This window comes from Halosimplex rubrum (assembly GCF_013415885.1).
Lineage (GTDB): Archaea > Halobacteriota > Halobacteria > Halobacteriales > Haloarculaceae > Halosimplex > Halosimplex rubrum.
The window spans coordinates 3,532,611-3,549,155 of sequence record NZ_CP058910.1; the positions used below are offsets into that span (position 1 = coordinate 3,532,611).

A 16,545-nucleotide genomic window follows, 5' to 3' on the forward strand; every position below is an offset into this window, starting at 1 on the left:
CGCTACTCCCCTTCGAACTCGGGCTCGCGGTCCTGCTGGAAGGCCGCCAGGCCCTCCCACACGTCGTCGGTGGTGAACAACTGGCCGAAGGCGGAGGCCTCGTACTCCAGGCCGGCGTCGGTGTCGTCGCGGCCGGCGAGCATCGCGCGCTTGGTGAGCTTCTGGGCGATAGGCGGCCCGCCGGCGAGGTCGCGAGCGAGCTCCCACTTGCGGTCGTCGTACTCGCCGGGGGTGACGACCTCGTTGACGAAGCCGTAGTCGGCCATCGTCTCCGGGTCGTAGTCGTTTTTCGCCATGAAGATGATCTCCTTCGCTCGGCCCTCGCCGACGATCTGGGAGAGGCGCTGGGTGCCGCCCCATCCCGGGAGCAGGCCGAGGTTGTGCTCGGGCTGGCCGAATTGGCCGCTCTCGCTGGCGATGCGCATGTCCGCCGCGGTGGCGAGTTCCATCCCGCCGCCGAGGCAGTAGCCGTCGATGGCCGCGACGACCGGCATCCCGACCTCTTCCAGGCGGCCGAACACGCGCTGGCCCTTGCGGGACATCTCGCTGGCTTCGAGGCCGCTGCCGGGCGCGGCGCTGGCGGCGTCGAACCCGGCGGAGAACGCCCGGTCACCGGCGCCTTCGAGGAGCACGGCGCGGATCTCGTCGTCCGCGTCGAACTGGTCGAGCGCGGCGTCGATCTCGTCGATCATGTCGACGGTGATCGTGTTCATCCGCGCGGGACGGTCGAGCCGGATGTGGCCGACCGCGCCGTCGGTCTCGACGACAATCTGCTCGTAGTCGACGGTCTCGCCGTCGTCGTCGTCGCCGTAGAAGCCGCCCTCGTCGGCGGCCGCGCGGAGGCCGTCCGAGACCTCGTAGCGGGCGGCGCCGGTCTCCTCGTGGGCCGATTCGAGCGTCTCGACGAGATCCGGGAGTCCGTAGGCGTCCGCGCGCTTGCCCGGTCCTTCCGGGAAGCCCGCGCCGAGCAGCATCGCCTCGTCGATGTCGGAGACGGGTGCCACGTCGTTCTCGACGAGCTTGCCGACCTCGTTGGCCATGACGGCCAGCAGACGGGCCTCCACGTCGTCGCGACCCTCGTCGGCCGGGATCTCGACGCCGCCGTCCTCGTAGTCGTAGAAGCCCTTGCCGGTCTTCTTGCCGAGTTCCTCCGCGTCGACCTTCTCTTCGAGGAGCGGGCAGGGCTCGTAGGCGTCGCCGAGCACCTCGTGGAGGTATTCGAGGACGTGCAGCGTCACGTCGTGACCGACCTGGTCGCCGAGTTCGAACGCGCCCATGGGCAGGCCCATGTCGAACGACGTGGTGGAGTCGACTTCCGCGACCGTCGCCACGTCGTCGTGGACGAGCCAGCAGGCCTCGTTCATCAGCGGGACCAGTACGCGGTTCACGATGAAGCCCGGCGAGTCCTTGCGGACGCGGACGGGTGTCTTGTCGAAGGCCTCGGCGAGTTCCTCGACCGCGTCGAGGGTCTCGTCGGCGGTGTGTTCGCCCGTGATGACCTCGACGAGCGCCATCCGGACGGGCGGATTGAAGAAGTGCATCCCGCAGAACTGCTCGGGGCGCTCGGTCACCTCCGACAGCTCCGTGATCGAGAGGCTCGAAGTGTTGGTGGCGAAGATGGCCTCGTCGGGCGCGTACGACTCCAGCTCGTCGTACACGTCCTTTTTGATGTCCATGCGCTCGGGGACGGCTTCGATGACCACGTCCGCCTCGGCGACGGCGGGCTCGAAGTCGACGAGCGGTTCGACCCGACCCAGGGCGGCGTCGGCCTCCTCGTCGCTGATCTGGCCGCTGTCGGCGAGCTTGCCGAGCGACCACTCGATGTTCTCGTAGCCGTCGTCGACGAACTCCTCCTTTATATCGCGCATCGTCACGTCGTAACCCGCCAGGGCCGCGACCTCGGCGATCCCGTGGCCCATGTTCCCCGCACCGAGTACCGCGACCTGTTCGATATCCTCGAAGTCCATGACGTGTGCAACCTGGCTCGGCTCCCGTTTCAAGGTTTCTCTCGGCCGTAAACGCTACGCGAGTTGATCGTTGATTACGAAGCGTTATGTGTGTTAGACGGTGACATTGATCGCATGGACTTCGCACTCTCAGACGAGCAACGGCAGGTCCGCGACGAAGTCCGTCGCTTCGCCGACAACGAGATCCGGCCGGTCGCCACCGAGTACGACACCGAGGAGACGTTCCCCCACGACCTCGTCGAGGAGGCCGCAGACCTGGGCCTGGTCGGGGCCAACGTGCCCCTCGAATACGGCGGCGTCGGCTACGACTACCTGACCAACATCGTCATCGTCGAGGAGCTGTTCGCCGCCGACCCGGGGATCGGTCTGTCCATCTCCTCGGCCGCGTTCGGCGCCGACGCCCTCGTCGAGTTCGGCACCGAGGAGCAAAAAGAGGAGTACCTGCGTCCCGTCGCCGAGGGCGAGGCCATCATGGGCTCGGCCATCAGCGAACCCGACGTGGGCTCGGACGTGTCCTCGGTCTCCACGAGCGCCGAGAAAGAGGGCGACGAGTGGGTGATCGACGGCGACAAGATGTGGATCACCAACGGCTCGGTCGGTGATTTCTTCGTCGTGCTCTGCGAGACCGACCCCGACGCCGAGGGCCGGTACAACGGCTTCTCGCAGATCATCGTCGAGTCCGACCGGGACGGCTTCGAGGCCGAGAAGATCACCGGAAAGCTCGGGATCCGGGCCTCCGACACCGCAGAACTGTTGTTCGACGGCGTGCGCGTCCCCGAGGAGAACCTGCTGGGGACCCGCGGCGCTGGCTTCCTGCAACTGATGCAGTTCTTCGACGAGACCCGCACGGCGGTGGCCGCCCAGGGCGTCGGCATCGCCAGGGGCGCCGCCGAGCGCGCCCTCGACTACGCCCAGGAGCGCGAGCAGTTCGACCGCCCCATCAGCGAGTTCCAGGCCATCCAGCACAAGCTCGCCGACATGCACACCGAGACCGAGGCCGCGCGGATGCTGACCTACAAATCCGCCTGGAGCGTCGACCACGCCGACGACCAGCTCACCCAGCTCGCCTCGATGGCCAAGGAGTACGCCTCGCGGGTCGCCGTCGACGTCGCCGACGAAGCCGTCCAGATCCACGGCGGCGCCGGCTACGTCAACGACTTCGACGTCGAGCGGTTCTACCGCGACGCCAAGATCACCCAGATCTACGAGGGCACCACCGAGATCCAGAAGAACATCGTCGCTCGGGAACTACTCGGCAAGGGGATGGTCTGACCCCTCGGACGGTTTCCAGATTCCGGTCGATCCGGACAAACTGAGCGGCGCGCGCTGTCGAGCGTGCCGAACAACAGTGAGGCCGCGAGGCGTAGCCGTGCGAGGGATGAGTGAGCGACCGCAGGGAGCGAACGAATCGGCTGGGGAGGTGTGTGGGCGGTGCCGTGCGGTCGCGGTGCCGTGCGGTCGCGGTGTGGTCCCTGGAGGGCTTTCATCGCTCACCGTCGAGTGCGGTCGCGGGAACCGTCATCGAGCAGACGTGAGACGCGCGAATCGGTACGACAACGGCGACCCGTTCCACTCCTAGAGAGGGTCGGATAATTTAAGCCGCTGGCCAATCGACATCGAATCATGCACTGCGGGCGCGAACGCTCGTCCGGTCGCACGGCCACCGACCAGTCGAACACTGTTCGGCGTTGCTGTTGTTGAGCGCCCGCTCTTTCTCGTCTGCATCGACCCGTTCGACACACCCGCGATCCGACGGACCGACGACCCGAGTTCACCCACAATGTTCGACAGACTCCGCGAGGACGTTCGCACAGCCCGGGAGACCGACCCCGCCGCCAAAAGCTCCGCTGAAGTACTGCTGTACGCCGGCCTCCACGCCGTCTGGGCCTACCGGCTGGCCCACTGGCTGTGGACCCGCGACTCGCACTTCGCCGCCCGACTCGTCTCCCAGTTCACCCGCTTTCTGACCGGCGTCGAGATCCACCCCGGTGCGGACCTCGGTCGCCGAGTCTTCGTCGACCACGGGATGGGCGTCGTCATCGGCGAGACGGCCGAAGTCGGTGACGACGTGGCGATGTACCACGGCGTGACGCTCGGCGGTGACGACCCGCGACCGGTGAAACGCCACCCGACCGTCGGCGACCGGGTGACGCTGGGCGCCAACGCGACGCTCGTGGGCGATATCACGATCGGCGACGACGCGTCCGTGGGTGCGGGGGCCGTCGTCGTCGACGACGTGCCGCCGGGCGCGACCGTCGTCGGGAACCCCGCCGAGGTCGTCGACGGCGACGAAACCGAAGCCGCCGAGACGGCCGACTCCGTGGACGAGGGTCGCGAACCCGAGCCGGTGGCGACCGATGTCGACGCGAGTGCGACGGCCGACGACGCGGATGGCGACGCGAACGACGACGACGAGGCGGCGGCGACGCCGCCCGAGCCGCCGGCCTGTTGTGGCGCTGCGGGCGCGAGCTGATCCGGCGCCACGACGCCACGACGACTTCCGAAACCCCCATGCCGTCCCGTCCCCGACTCCCGGGCGATGACAGCGGACCCGATCGAGGAACTCGCCGCCGACGAGGTGCTCGGGCCGGTCGTCGACGAGCACGGCCCCGTCTCGATAGAGCCGGCCGACGACCTCTTCGAGCGGCTGGTCGTCTCGCTGATCCGCCAGCAGGTGTCGATGGACGCCGCCGCGGCCATCCGCGAGCGCCTGTTCGAGACGGTCGAGGTCACCCCCGAGTCCATCGTCGAGGCCGACCACGCCGACCTCCACGACGCCGGCCTCTCGGAGGCGAAGGCCGACTACGTCGAGAGCGCCGCGAACGCCTTTCTCACTCGCGAGTGGGGCCGCGACGCGTTCGCCGGGATGAGCGACGACGCCGTTGAGGCCGAACTGACCGACATCCACGGCGTCGGCCCGTGGACCGCCGACATGTTCCTCATGTTCGGGCTCGGACGCGAGGACGTGTTCCCCGTCGGCGACCTGGGCATCCGCAAGGGGATGGACCGGCTGTTCGACGACGACATGACTCGCGCCGAGATGACCGACACAGCCGAGCGCTGGCGACCCTACCGCAGCTACGCCAGCCTCTACCTCTGGCGAGCCGTGGAGGGGTGAGCCGTGGGTGACGGCGCCACCGACGACGAGGGGTCACTCCGCGAGCGCGTCGAACGGCTCCACGCCGAACTCGAAGCGACCGAGGAACGGCCAGTCGACCGGACGGCCAGCCGATGGATCGGCGAGGCGCAGGCGGTCGCCGGCGACGCGGCGGATCTGGTCGCCGACGGAGTGGCCGACGAGTCGACCGAGTCGACGGTCCGCGAACGGGTCGGCCACGTCGCCGACCTGCTCGACAAGGTCGAGGGGACGGGCGACGAGGCGGCCGACGAGCGCGTCGCGGCGGCGCGGTCGCTCGCCGACGGGATAGCGGACGGCGGCGAACACTGAGAGCGACGGCGAGCCGACCGGCTACTCCTCGGACTCGATCTCGGGGTCGGACTCGCGGTCGGCCTGGCGAGACACGTCGACCTGGTAGTCGCCGAGGATGTCGCGGCCGAGGATGACGGGGTAGTTCATGTGGCTGCGGTCCTCGACGCTGGCGGTGACGGTGTGACGGGTGCCGCCGACGCCGACGACCACGTCGACGAGCGGTCGGCTCTTGGAGGACTTGTTCGAGCCCGAGCGGACCTTCGTGATCGACTTGATCGGGCCGGCGCCGATGTCCGCCGCCAGCCGCGTGTCGATGCTCGTCCGCGTCGCGCCGGTGTCGGACTTCGCGACGACCGACTCCGAACCCTTCGTCCCGCTGATCAGCACCTCCTCCGTGTAGCCGATGACCAGCGAGTCCGCGGCGCCGGAGGAGACCGACGGCGGTTTGCAGGCCGGCACGGAGTCGTCGAGGAAGCCCGACAGCTCCTCGACTCGCTCGCGGTCGACGCTGCCGCCGGCACGCTCGATGGCCCGCTGGGCGATGTAGGGCGCGGGGCTGGTCCCGGTCGCCTCGAACAGGCCCTTGAAGCCCGCGGTCGGGTTGACTTCGAGGACGTACCAGCCGTCGGATCCTTCCATCAGGTCGACGCCGGCGTAGTCCAGGCCGACGGCTTCGACGGCCTGTCTGGCGGTGTCGATGACCGCCTCGTCGACCTCGCCGGCGGCGTCCTCGACGCGACCGCCCAGGGCGACGTTGGTCCGCCACTCGTTGTCGGGCGCGTAGCGGAACATCGACCCGACGACCTCGCCGCCGACGACGTAGACGCGGAGGTCGCGAGTGGGCACGTCGCCCCGCTCCAGCAGCTTCTGGAGGAACGCGTAGCGGTTGCCGACGCGGGCGTTGACCCGCTCGGTCGCGTCGACCTTCCAGGTGCCGCCGCCGTTGGTCCCGATCGCCGTCTTGTACACCGCCTCCTCGCCGAACTGCTCGCGTTCGAGGTTCAGCCGGTCGGACGACAGCGCCAGCAGCGCGTCGGGGACCTGCACGTCGGCCTCGGAGAGCGCGACCGCCGAGGCCACCTTGTGCATCGACGTGAGCGTCTTCGCCGGCTCGTTGAGCATCGGACAGAGCTGTTCGAAGGTGTTTGCCAGCCCCATCTCCTCGCAGGGCTCGGTCGACTTCGACAGGAGGAGTCGGTTGGCGATCACGTCCACGTCCGGTTCGAGCACCGGCTCGGAGTCCTCCACGCGCAGCGTCGTGTTCTCGCGGCGCAGCCACTCGGGACGGTGGCCCAGCGCGTCGACGGCGTTGAGGATCGCCTTCGTCTCTTTGCTGTTGTGCAGGCTCAACACCCCCACCGAAACTGAGTCAGAAGTCGTCATATCGCTACGTCACCGGGCCGGCCGAAAGTACTAACGGTCCCGTATCGGGCCAGTGCGGCGATCTGACGGTGAAACTGAAAACCTCGGGCGGTCGAGGACCACCGCCGACGCGCGTCCTCGCGCCCCCGGGTCGCCACACGTTTCAACCCCCGGACGCTGGGGACGGTATGGACGAGGCCGAGCCGTTCACCTACGACGGCGGGCGGGTCGACCCGGGTGAGCGGGCCAACGTGCGCTACACCGTCAGCGAGACCTATCTCGGTGACCCCGTCAGGATCCCCGTGACGGTCGTCGTCGGCGAGGAGCCGGGGCCGACCGCCTTCCTCAGCGCCGCCGCCCACGGCGACGAGCTCAACGGCGTCGAGGTCGTCCGCGAGGTGGCCCACGAGTGGGACCTCTCGGACCTCCGGGGGACGCTCATCTGTCTCCCCGTGCTGAACGTCCCCGGCTTCATCGCCCAGGAACGCTATCTGCCGGTCTACGACCGCGACCTCAACCGCTCGTTCCCCGGCAAGGCCGGCTCGACCAGCGCCAAGCGGATGGCCCGGCGCATCTTCGACAACTTCGTCGAACCCTGCGACGTGGGACTCGACCTGCACACCTCCACCCGGGGTCGGACGAACATGCTCCACGCCCGCGCCGACATGGCCGACCCGGCGGTCGCCCGCGTCGCGAAGGCGTTCGCCTCCAACGTCATCATCGACGGCCAGGGACCGGACGGGACCCTCAGACGAGAAGCCAGCGAGCGCGGTACCGCCACGATCACCGTCGAGATGGGCGAGGCACACCGCTTCCAGCGGGAGTTCATCGACCGGGCCCTGGTCGGCGTCGAGAGCGTCCTCGCCGAGTTCGGACTGCTCCCCACCGAACGGGTGCGCTGGCCGGGCTGGCGGACGGTCGTCGAGGGGTCCGGCGACAAGACGTGGATCCGCGCCGACGCCGGCGGGCTGGTCGACATGCACGCCGCCCGCGGCGGCGTCGTCCGCGAGGGCGATACCATCTGCACCATCGCCAACCCGTTCAAGACCGAGCGGACCCACGTCGAGGCGCCCTTTACCGGCCTGCTCGTCGGGATCCTCGAGAATCCCGTCGTCTACCCCGGGAATCCGCTCTGTCACCTCGTCAAACTCGACGGTGACACGCTGGAGGCAATCGACCGCAGCGGCGGGCCGAACTCGCCTCGGGACCCGACCCCGGGGACCGCCGCGGAGTGACCGTCGCGCGCGAGCGGGCGTCGCCGGCCCGCGAGCGCGACCCCTGACAGCCGAGTGGTACGTCAATCGGTAGTGGCGGCGAAAATCCCCGGAACGACCACCGAACCCGACGACCTGTGGACGCGTGTGAACGTGTTCGGCGGCCGAGACGGGGCAGTGTAGAAACTACTATAGCCCCTGCTACCATTGCGCCCGTTGTATGAGCGGAACGTACGACCGCGGAGCGGTCGAGGATTTCGGCCGGTGGCGGGAGTTCCAGCCGGGCATGTGGGCCTGGATCTTCCACAAGTTCACCGGCTGGGTGCTCGTCGGCTACCTCTTTACGCATATCGCCGTGTTGAGCACCGCGACGGGTGGCGAGGTGCTGTACACGAACACGCTCCAGGGACTGGAAGAACTGCTGATCGTCCGGGTGCTGGAGGTCGGCCTCCTGTCGGTGGCCGTCTTCCACATCCTCAACGGGGTTCGGCTGCTGTTCGTCGACCTCGGGTTCGGACTCGAAAATCAGGACAAGAGCTTCTACGCGTCGCTCGTCGTGACGGCCGCAATCGTCGTCGCGAGCGTGCCGACGTTCCTCGCGGGGGTGTAACGCATGGCACAGCACTACTCATCGTTCGAGCGCGGCGGCGTCAAGTGGCTCTTCCAGCGACTGACTGCGGTCTTCCTGGTCGGCGTACTCGCCTTCCACTTCTTCCTCCTGCACTTCGTCAACCACGCCGCGGAGATCACCTTCGCCGGCACCCAGGCGCGGATGAGCCAGGTCGGCTACTTCGCGACGATGTGGCTGTTCCTTGTCACCGCGACGTTCCACGGCGTCAACGGCGTCTACAACGCGCTGGTCAACCAGGGGCTGAGCGGCACCCGCAAGAAAGCAGTCGGGGCCGTTTTGGCGCTGGCGAGCATAGCACTAATCGTTCAGGGAACCCGCGTCGCACTCGCGATGACCAACCTACTATGAGCACGCAAATCGAACAAGAGCAGACAGAGGAGCAGACCGAGGCCGAACCGGCCGAGGAGGCCGAACAGTCGCCACAGGACCGGCGACTCTCCGAGAAGAAGGCCCGCGCCGAGGCCCGCGAGCGCGAGGAGCAGGCCCGCGAGGAGGTCCGCGACGCCGACGACACCGTCCGGATCAAGGTGTTCCGCTACGACCCCGAGGTCGAGGGCAAGTCCGAACCGCGCTTCGACGACTTCTCGGTCCCCTTCTTCAAGGGGATGACCGTCCTCGACGCGCTGATCTACGCCCGGGACCACTACGACTCGTCGCTGACCTTCCGCCACTCCTGCCGGCAGGCGGTCTGTGGCTCCGACGCGCTGTTCGTCAACGGCCAGCAGCGACTCGGCTGCAAGACCCAGATGGCCGACCTCGAAGGGCCGGTCCGCATCGAACCGCTCCCCCACCAGGACGTGGTGAAGGACCTGGTCGTGGACATGGAGCACTTCTACGAGCAGATGGAGGCCGTCGAGCCGTACTTCCAGCCCGACGAGCTACCCGAGGGCGAACGCGAGGAACAGCGCCAGACCCCCGAAAACCGCGAGAAAGTGAAGATGTCGACGCGGTGTATCTGGTGTGGCGCCTGCATGTCCTCGTGTAACATCGCCGCGGGCGACAACGAGTACCTCGGCCCGGCGGCCATCAACAAGGCCTACCGGTTCGCGATGGACGAGCGCGAGGGCGAGATCCAGAAGGAGGACCGCCTGGAGATCATCGAGCAGGAACACGGCGTCTGGCGCTGTCAGACCCAGTTCTCCTGCACGGAGGTCTGTCCGAAGGACATCCCGCTGACCGAGCACATTCAGGAACTGAAACGCGAAGCGGTGAAGTCGAACCTCAAATTCTGGTAACAATGCACGAACACGACGTACTCGTCGTCGGCGCGGGCGGCGCAGGCCTGCGCGCGGCGATCGCGGCACACGAAGCGGGAGCGGACGTGGCGATGGTCACGAAGCTCCACCCCGTCCGGAGCCACACCGGGGCGGCCGAGGGCGGCATCAACGCCGCCCTCCACCCCGAGGACTCCTGGGAACTGCACGCCTACGACACGATGAAGGGCTCGGACTACCTCGGGGACGCCCCCGCGGTCGAGACCTTCGCCCAGGACGCGCCGGACGAGGTCATCCAACTCGAACACTGGGGGATGCCCTTCTCCCGCGAGGAGGACGGCACCGTCTCCCAGCGGCCGTTCGGCGGCCTCAGCCACCCCCGAACGACCTACGCCGGCGCCGAGACCGGCCACCACCTGCTCCACACGATGTACGAGCAGGTCGTCAAGCGCGGCATCACCGTCTACGAGGAACAGCAGGTGCTGGACCTCGCGGTGACCGACCACGACGACGTCGAGGACCGGGAGTGTCACGGCGTCGTCGCCTACGACATCGCCAGCGGCGAGATCCAGGGGTACCGCGCCACCAACGGCGTCATCCTCGCGACGGGCGGTCCCGGCCAGGTGTTCGACCACACCACCAACGCGGTCGCCAACACCGGCGACGGCTACGCGATGGCCTACCGCGCCGGCGTCCCGCTGGAGGACATGGAGTTCGTCCAGTTCCACCCCACGACGCTCCCGTCGACCGGCGTCCTCATCTCCGAGGGCGTCCGCGGCGAGGGCGGCATCCTCTACAACGACAACGAGGAGCGCCTGATGTTCGAGTACGGCTACGCGAACAACGACGGCGAACTCGCCTCCCGCGACGTGGTCTCGCGGGCGGAACTCACCGAGGTCAACGAGGGTCGCGGCATCGAGGACGAGTACGTCCACCTCGACATGCGCCACCTCGGCGAGGAGCGCATCCTCGACCGCCTGGAGAACATCCTCCACCTCGCGGAGGACTTCGAGGGGGTCGACGGCCTCGACGAGCCGATGCCGGTCAAGCCCGGCCAGCACTACCAGATGGGCGGCGTCGAGGTCGACGAGAACGGCCACACCTGCATCGACGGCCTCTACGCGGCCGGCGAGGTGGCCTGCGTCTCGCTGCACGGCGGCAACCGCCTCGGCGGCAACGCGCTGCCCGAACTGCTCGTGTTCGGCGCCCGCGCCGGCAAGCACGCCGCCGGCGGCGACATGAAGGAGGCGGAGATCCAGACCGGACCCAGCGCCGAGAGCGAAGCCGGTGAGATCCCCGACGGCGTCGATGTCGGAGCGGTCGACGCCGGCAGCGAGTCCGTCGCCGCCGACGGCGCCGCGGTCGACGCTGGGACCGTCGTCGAGAGCGAGGTCCAGCGCCAGCAGGAACGGGTCGACCACCTCCTCGAAGACGAGGGCGTCAACCACGCGCAGGTCCGCGACGACATCCAGCAGACGATGACGGCCAACGTCAACGTCTTCCGCCGCGAGGAGAACCTCAAGGACGCTCTCGGGGACATCCGCGAGGCCCGAGAGCGTTACCGCCACGTCGCCGCCTCGGACCCCTCGCGCACGTACAACACCGACCTGATGCACACGATGGAGACCCGCAACATCATCGACATCGCGGAGGCCATCACGGTCGGCGCCCTCGCTCGCGAGGAGTTCCGCGGCGCCCACTGGCGCGAGCAGTACCAGGAGCGCCGGGACGACGAGTGGCTCAAACACACCATGCTCGCCTGGTCGGACGGCAACCCCCGGCTGTACTACAAACCCGTCCTCCTCGAAGGCGAGAAAGAGTACGAGCCGAAGGAACGTAGCTACTAGAGACCGTCTTTCTCGCGGGCGGGTTTCCTCGTTGGCCTTCGCGAGCGGCGCCGACGAGAGGGCGGAGCGCTCGCGCTCCCGGCGCACTCGCGGCTGCTACGCTACCGTGAGAACCGCCGGAAAAACCGCGACCGCTCGCCGTTTAGGACTCGTCGCCGTCTGCGTCGGCCTCGTCGGTGGACCCGGATTCGTCCGCTTCGTCGTCGCTCTCGTCGACGACCCAGTCCTCGCGGACGCGCTTGGTCCCCGAGTCGGTCTCGATGATGAGGACGTTGTAGTCCTCCGTACCGGTCTTGACGCCGGTGACGGTCCCGCTGCTGGTACCGTAGACCGAGGAGTCGGGACCGGCCACGTGGAAGGTGACCTCCTCGCCGCGCTCGACGGACACGTCGCCGAACCCGACGGGCGAGCGCGGAACCGACTGCGCACCGCCGCGGTACAGCGGTTGTGTCCGCCCGCCGTCGTCGCTCGCGGCCGTCGCGTCGGCGGCGCCCTCCGCGTCGGCCTCGCCGACGCGACGGCCGAACCCGCACCGTTTCGTCTCCTCGACGACCACCTGGTCGATCGTCAGCGTGGGGTGAGACTGCTTCCACTCGCCGAGCGCGGTCTCCATCCGCTCGGCCGTCAGGTCGTCGCGCGCGGACACGTCGATCTCGAACGACCGCACCGACCGCTCGCCCGTCCGCGACTCGACGACCAGTTGCGCCTCGAAGACGCTCTCCGATCTGTTCTTCGCCTGTCGCTCGTACTCAAGTTCTGACCCGTCGACAGTTATCATTGGCATGTCGATAGCTCGACTGTTTGTATATTGGTGAGAAGTGAGTCATATATCTTTTCCAAGCCGTTTGGTAGAACCGAACGGTCGACGGGAGCGAACGCCGGATCGAGCGCGTACTCGCGAATCGATCGCTACCGGACTACACGTCGATTTCCGGGAAGGAGAGCGACCGAAAGTGGTTTTTGCCCGTTCTCGCTGGGTGATAGCATGACGTACACCGTCGCCGTCGTCGGAACGGGGCCAGACCCGGAGAACCCGACCGTCGAGGGGTTCGCGATGGGCTACCGCCACGCCGAGTCGTTCGAAAACGACGACCGCTGCGAGGTCGTCGCCTGCGCGGACATCGTCCCGGAGAACGCCGAGGCGTTCGGCCGGACGTTCGACCTGCCCGACGAGAACGTCTTCGAGGACTACGAGGCGATGCTCGACGCCGTCGAGCCCGACGTCGTGACCGTCGCGGTCCCGCCGGCGATCCACGAGGACGTGGTCGTCGACTGCGCCCGTAGCGGCGTCGTCTCGGCGATCCACGCCGAGAAGCCGATGGCACACACCTGGGGGTCGGCCCGGCGGATGGCACAGGCCTGCTGGCGTCGCGACGTGCAGCTGACCTTCAACCGTCAGCGACGGTTCGGGAAGCCGTTCAGGGAGGCGAAACGGCTGGTCGACGGCGGGGAGATCGGCGAGCTCCGCCGGATCGAGACCACGTGGAGCGACCTGTACGACACCGGCGCCCACACGATCGACCTGACCGGCATGTTCGCCGGCGAGGCCGAGCCCGAGTGGGTCATCGCCCAGATCGACTACCGCGAGGAAGACGTGCGCTTCGGGATGCACCAGGAGAATCAGGCGTGGGCGCTCTGGGAGTACGAGACCGGCGTCCAGGGCGTCATCTCGGGCGGGAAGGGCAGCGACTTCGCCGACGCCGCCCACGTGATCCGCGGGACCGAGGGCGAGATCCGCATCGACAGCGAGACGGGCAACATGCTGGAGATCCGCCGCGCCGGCGACGGGTCGTGGCAGGCCGTCGACGTGGACGGCGAGGACCTCCACGGCGCCAACGCCGAGGGTCGACAGTACGGCAGCGAGTACATCGACCGCGCGGCGGGCGAGGTCGTCGACGCGCTGGCGGAGGGTCGGGAGTCCGAACTCGGCGCGAAGAACGGGCTGAAGACCGCCGAGATCATCTTCGGCGCCTACGAGTCCGCCCGCAAGCGCGGCCGCGTCGAGTTCCCGCTGGACGCGGAGGACAACGCCTTCGCGGACCTCGTCGAGCGCGGCGAACTCGAATACGTCCCCGAGCGCGACGACGGTGCGGGGGCCGACGAAGCGACCGACGACTGAGTCCGGCGAAGCGCCCACCCGACCGGGGGCGCCTTTTTGTGGCCCCCTTGCGCAGTCCCCGTCCATGCAGTTCACGGAGTTCGGCGACGGCGACGAGCGCGTCCTGTTCGTCCTCGGGTGGGGAAACCGCACGCACCACGAGAACGTGCGCTGGCTGGTCGACGAACTGGTCGACGCCGGCTACACCGTCGACGTGGGGCAGATCCCCGACCACGGCAGCGACTTCGACGCCGAGTACGTCCGCCCGACCCGGCGACACCACGACGCGACCGAGCCCGACCGGATACTCTCGCACAGCACCGGCGGCCTGGTCGCCGCACACCTCGACTCGCCGGCGCCGCGGACCTATCTGAGCCCCTGGTGGGGGATGGCCGACGCGGGGCTCCTCGGGCGCCTCGTCGCCGCGCTGCCCACCGACCGCCCGGTCGTCCCGGTCCCCTTCGAGGAGGGTGCCCTCGGCGACCTCGCGACGGAACGCCAGCGCCGGGAGGGGCCCGACCGGATCGCCCCGGCGTTCCTGCGGACGGTCGCCGACGCGCAGTCGCGACTGCCCCCGTTCCGAGCGGACAGCGTGGTCTTCTGCTCGCTCCGCGATAGCGTGGTCGGCGTCGACGCCATCGGCGAACACGCCCCAGCCGAGCGGACGGTCCTCTACGACGGCGGCCACGAGTGTTTTTCGTCGTCGTCGCGCGACCGGGCCGTCGAGTGGATCCTGGCCGTGCTCGAGGAGGGGCCCGACGCCCTGGCGGGACCGGTTCGAGTCGGTCCCGAGTCGACCGCCGAGTGACTCAGAACAGCACGTACAGCATGAGGTAGACGACGATGCCCAGGGTAAAGGAGATCAGCCACAGCGCCGCCGCGACGCGGCCGACGGTCGGGTGGCGCGTCTCCCGTAGCTCCGGGACCGAACGCGTGAGCGCCAGCAGGAGGACGTAGATGACCAGCGGGACGCAGACGACGGCGAGGACGATGTGGACGGCGAGGATCCCCGGATAGATCACGCCTTCGACCAGCGGCGGTCCGGAGAAGTCGCTCGGTCCCAGCAGGGCGACGCGGTAGAGGTACGCGACGAGGAAGAGGGCGAACAGGCCGGTCGTCGACAGCATCGCCGCGCGGTGGCGCGCCACGTCGCCGCGGCGGATCGCCCGGACGCCGACGACGATGGTCCCGATCGCCGTCGCGCTCACGACGGCGTTGACGTGCGGGATGGCCGCCAACACGGCGTCGGGCGCTCGCGGCAGGAGGCTCTGGGGGATGGCCTGCAGCGCCGCCGCGAACACGAGCGCGAGCGCGACGACCGAGAGGACACCCGAGACCGCAGGGACGTGCTCGCTGACGTTCATCGGTCGAGGCTCGGGACCGGAGCGTCAATGCAGTTGCGCTTCGCGGCCGCCGGCGCCGCGACCCGCGACCGCGGGAACGCCGACCGCCGGCGCCGGCGACCGCAGGCGGTCAGGGCCAGAGCCCGCGGGCCTCGTGGGCCTCGGCGATCCGCGAGAGCGCGACCGCGTAGGCGGCGTCGCGCCAGGTGCCGTCGCTCGACTCGAACTCCTCGGCGACGGCCTCGAACGCGGCGAGCATCTCGGTCTCCAGTTCCTCGTTGACGCGCTCGGCGGACCACGAGCGGCGGTTGATGTCCTGCAGCCACTCGAAGTAGCTGACCGTGACGCCGCCGGCGTTCGCGAGGATGTCCGGGATCACCGGGACGCCCCGGTCGGCGAGGACCTCGTCCGCGGCGAACGACACCGGGCCGTTCGCGCCCTCGACGACGACGTCGGCGCGGACCTCGGAGACGTTGGCCTCGGTGATCGCGTTGCCGACCGCCGCGGGGACGAGCACGTCCACGTCGAGCCCCAGCAGTTCGTCGTTCGTGACGGTGCGGTCGGCGTGGGCCGCGACCGCCTCCGGCTGCTCCTCGTGAGAGGGGATCGAGCGGGTGTCGAGGCCGTCGGGGTCGTAGGCGGCGCCGGTCACGTCGCTGACGGCGACGACGGTCGCGCCCCAGTCGTCGAGCAGACGCGCGGCGTTCGCGCCGACGCTCCCGAACCCCTGAACGGCGACGGTCGCCTCCGAGAGCGGCGTGTCGTAGTACTCGGCGACCTCGCGGGTCACGATGGCGACGCTCCGCCCGGGCGCTTCCGCGCGGCCCTCGCTCCCGCCGATGACCGGCGGCTTCCCGGTGACGACGCCCGGGATGGTCTCGGCCTCCTGCATGCTGTAGGCGTCCATCATCCACGACATGGTCTCGGCGTCGGTCCCCATGTCCGGCGCGGGGATGTCCGCCGTCGGCCCGATGACGTCGCGGATCTCGTCGGTGAATCGGCGGGTGAGCCGCTCGCGTTCGTCGTCGCTCAGGTCCTTGGGGTCGACGACGACGCCGCCTTTCGCACCGCCGAAAGGGATGTCCATCACCGCGCACTTCCAGGTCATCCACATGGCGAGGCCGATCGACTCCTCGCGGGAGACCTCCGGGTGGAACCGTATCCCGCCCTTGTACGGCCCGCGGACGCTGTCGTGCTGGGCGCGGTAGCCGCGGAACACCTCGACGCTCCCGTCGTCGCGCTCGATCGGGACGGTCACCTCGTGGACCGCGTCCGGGTGGAGAAAGCGCGTGACGACGTTCGGGTCCACGTCGACCAGCGAGGCCGCTCTCCGTAGCTGGCGGCGGGCCGTCGCCAGCGCCGACTCCGGTTCGTCTTCGGGCGCCTCGATACTGTCGACTGTCGGCTGGTCGGTTGTGTCGGAAGACATGGGGGGACCG

The 16,545-nt window shown here is 68.9% G+C and carries 15 protein-coding genes and 1 pseudogene; 11 read left to right on the plus strand and 5 right to left on the minus strand.

Going from position 1 to position 16,545, the window contains the following annotated elements; genetic code table 11:
* Positions 1-2: 2 nt before the first annotated feature.
* A complete protein-coding gene (locus HZS55_RS17640; RefSeq protein ID WP_179908881.1) occupies positions 3-1,967 on the minus strand; it encodes a 3-hydroxyacyl-CoA dehydrogenase/enoyl-CoA hydratase family protein in 1,965 nt (654 codons plus the stop codon).
* A gap of 114 nt (positions 1,968-2,081) precedes the next feature.
* Here HZS55_RS17640 and HZS55_RS17645 point away from each other — a divergent pair, with 114 nt between their 5' ends.
* The 4 genes and pseudogenes from HZS55_RS17645 (at position 2,082) to HZS55_RS17660 (ending at position 5,415) form a co-directional block, all read left to right on the plus strand.
* Complete coding sequence (locus HZS55_RS17645) at positions 2,082-3,239, plus strand: acyl-CoA dehydrogenase family protein (RefSeq protein ID WP_179908882.1); 1,158 nt, start codon at positions 2,082-2,084, stop codon at positions 3,237-3,239.
* A gap of 508 nt (positions 3,240-3,747) precedes the next feature.
* Positions 3,748-4,248: pseudogene (gene cysE / locus HZS55_RS17650) on the plus strand (serine O-acetyltransferase); the annotation flags it as partial.
* 258 nt (positions 4,249-4,506) lie between these two features.
* Positions 4,507-5,085 carry a DNA-3-methyladenine glycosylase family protein gene (locus HZS55_RS17655; protein ID WP_179908884.1) on the plus strand — a complete coding sequence of 193 codons (579 nt, stop codon included), beginning with the start codon at positions 4,507-4,509 and terminating at the stop codon, positions 5,083-5,085.
* Positions 5,086-5,088: 3 nt separating this feature from the next.
* The gene (locus tag HZS55_RS17660; RefSeq protein WP_179908885.1) at positions 5,089-5,415 is read left to right on the plus strand and encodes a hypothetical protein; all 327 of its coding nucleotides are present in this window, start codon (positions 5,089-5,091) and stop codon (positions 5,413-5,415) included.
* Positions 5,416-5,436: 21 nt separating this feature from the next.
* Here the strand turns inward: HZS55_RS17660 and HZS55_RS17665 are convergent, their stop codons facing one another.
* Complete coding sequence (locus tag HZS55_RS17665; RefSeq protein ID WP_179908886.1) at positions 5,437-6,780, minus strand: putative ATP-dependent zinc protease; 1,344 nt, start codon at positions 6,778-6,780, stop codon at positions 5,437-5,439.
* Positions 6,781-6,947: 167 nt separating this feature from the next.
* Between HZS55_RS17665 and HZS55_RS17670 the strand changes: the two genes are divergently transcribed.
* The 5 genes from HZS55_RS17670 (at position 6,948) to HZS55_RS17690 (ending at position 11,665) form a co-directional block, all read left to right on the plus strand.
* Positions 6,948-7,994, plus strand: a complete 1,047-nt coding sequence (locus tag HZS55_RS17670) for a succinylglutamate desuccinylase/aspartoacylase family protein (protein ID WP_179908887.1) — start codon at positions 6,948-6,950, stop codon at positions 7,992-7,994.
* Positions 7,995-8,193: 199 nt separating this feature from the next.
* Complete coding sequence (gene sdhC, locus HZS55_RS17675) at positions 8,194-8,583, plus strand: succinate dehydrogenase, cytochrome b556 subunit (RefSeq protein WP_179908888.1); 390 nt, start codon at positions 8,194-8,196, stop codon at positions 8,581-8,583.
* 3 nt (positions 8,584-8,586) lie between these two features.
* On the plus strand, positions 8,587-8,952 hold the full coding sequence (locus HZS55_RS17680; protein ID WP_179908889.1) for a succinate dehydrogenase hydrophobic membrane anchor subunit: 366 nt from the start codon (positions 8,587-8,589) through the stop codon (positions 8,950-8,952).
* On the plus strand, positions 8,949-9,839 hold the full coding sequence (locus HZS55_RS17685) for a succinate dehydrogenase/fumarate reductase iron-sulfur subunit (protein WP_179908890.1): 891 nt from the start codon (positions 8,949-8,951) through the stop codon (positions 9,837-9,839). The genes HZS55_RS17680 and HZS55_RS17685 overlap by 4 nt, the downstream gene beginning before the upstream one ends.
* 2 nt (positions 9,840-9,841) lie before the next feature.
* The gene (locus tag HZS55_RS17690; protein WP_179908891.1) at positions 9,842-11,665 is read left to right on the plus strand and encodes an FAD-binding protein; all 1,824 of its coding nucleotides are present in this window, start codon (positions 9,842-9,844) and stop codon (positions 11,663-11,665) included.
* A gap of 142 nt (positions 11,666-11,807) precedes the next feature.
* On the opposite strand, the gene HZS55_RS17695 is transcribed toward HZS55_RS17690, so the two are convergent.
* Entirely contained in the window at positions 11,808-12,449 is a 642-nt protein-coding gene (locus tag HZS55_RS17695) for a hypothetical protein (RefSeq protein ID WP_179908892.1), read from the minus strand.
* Positions 12,450-12,650: 201 nt separating this feature from the next.
* Here HZS55_RS17695 and HZS55_RS17700 point away from each other — a divergent pair, with 201 nt between their 5' ends.
* Together HZS55_RS17700 and HZS55_RS17705 are read left to right on the plus strand one after the other, a co-directional pair.
* Entirely contained in the window at positions 12,651-13,784 is a 1,134-nt protein-coding gene (locus HZS55_RS17700; protein WP_179908893.1) for a Gfo/Idh/MocA family protein, read from the plus strand.
* 64 nt (positions 13,785-13,848) lie between these two features.
* The gene (locus HZS55_RS17705) at positions 13,849-14,571 is read left to right on the plus strand and encodes an alpha/beta hydrolase (RefSeq protein WP_179908894.1); all 723 of its coding nucleotides are present in this window, start codon (positions 13,849-13,851) and stop codon (positions 14,569-14,571) included.
* 1 nt (position 14,572) lies between these two features.
* Here HZS55_RS17705 and HZS55_RS17710 read toward each other — a convergent pair whose 3' ends face one another.
* Together HZS55_RS17710 and gdhB are read right to left on the minus strand one after the other, a co-directional pair.
* The gene (locus HZS55_RS17710; protein ID WP_179908895.1) at positions 14,573-15,127 is read right to left on the minus strand and encodes a DUF420 domain-containing protein; all 555 of its coding nucleotides are present in this window, start codon (positions 15,125-15,127) and stop codon (positions 14,573-14,575) included.
* Between the two features lie 109 nt (positions 15,128-15,236).
* Positions 15,237-16,535, minus strand: coding sequence for a glutamate dehydrogenase GdhB (gene gdhB, locus HZS55_RS17715; protein ID WP_179908896.1), 1,299 nt, complete (start codon positions 16,533-16,535; stop codon positions 15,237-15,239).
* Positions 16,536-16,545: the final 10 nt, after the last annotated feature.

Bases quoted from the DNA above. Each gene is read 5' to 3' on its own strand.
- HZS55_RS17640 (WP_179908881.1), bottom strand. From the start codon at position 1,967: ATGGACTTCGAGGATATCGAACAGGTCGCGGTACTCGGTGCGGGGAAC.
- HZS55_RS17645 (WP_179908882.1), top strand. From the start codon at position 2,082: ATGGACTTCGCACTCTCAGACGAGCAACGGCAGGTCCGCGACGAAGTC.
- HZS55_RS17655 (WP_179908884.1), top strand. From the start codon at position 4,507: ATGACAGCGGACCCGATCGAGGAACTCGCCGCCGACGAGGTGCTCGGG.
- HZS55_RS17665 (WP_179908886.1), bottom strand. From the start codon at position 6,780: ATGACGACTTCTGACTCAGTTTCGGTGGGGGTGTTGAGCCTGCACAAC.
- HZS55_RS17670 (WP_179908887.1), top strand. From the start codon at position 6,948: ATGGACGAGGCCGAGCCGTTCACCTACGACGGCGGGCGGGTCGACCCG.
- sdhC (WP_179908888.1), top strand. From the start codon at position 8,194: ATGAGCGGAACGTACGACCGCGGAGCGGTCGAGGATTTCGGCCGGTGG.
- HZS55_RS17680 (WP_179908889.1), top strand. From the start codon at position 8,587: ATGGCACAGCACTACTCATCGTTCGAGCGCGGCGGCGTCAAGTGGCTC.
- HZS55_RS17685 (WP_179908890.1), top strand. From the start codon at position 8,949: ATGAGCACGCAAATCGAACAAGAGCAGACAGAGGAGCAGACCGAGGCC.
- HZS55_RS17690 (WP_179908891.1), top strand. From the start codon at position 9,842: ATGCACGAACACGACGTACTCGTCGTCGGCGCGGGCGGCGCAGGCCTG.
- HZS55_RS17695 (WP_179908892.1), bottom strand. From the start codon at position 12,449: ATGCCAATGATAACTGTCGACGGGTCAGAACTTGAGTACGAGCGACAG.
- HZS55_RS17700 (WP_179908893.1), top strand. From the start codon at position 12,651: ATGACGTACACCGTCGCCGTCGTCGGAACGGGGCCAGACCCGGAGAAC.
- HZS55_RS17705 (WP_179908894.1), top strand. From the start codon at position 13,849: ATGCAGTTCACGGAGTTCGGCGACGGCGACGAGCGCGTCCTGTTCGTC.
- HZS55_RS17710 (WP_179908895.1), bottom strand. From the start codon at position 15,127: ATGAACGTCAGCGAGCACGTCCCTGCGGTCTCGGGTGTCCTCTCGGTC.
- gdhB (WP_179908896.1), bottom strand. From the start codon at position 16,535: ATGTCTTCCGACACAACCGACCAGCCGACAGTCGACAGTATCGAGGCG.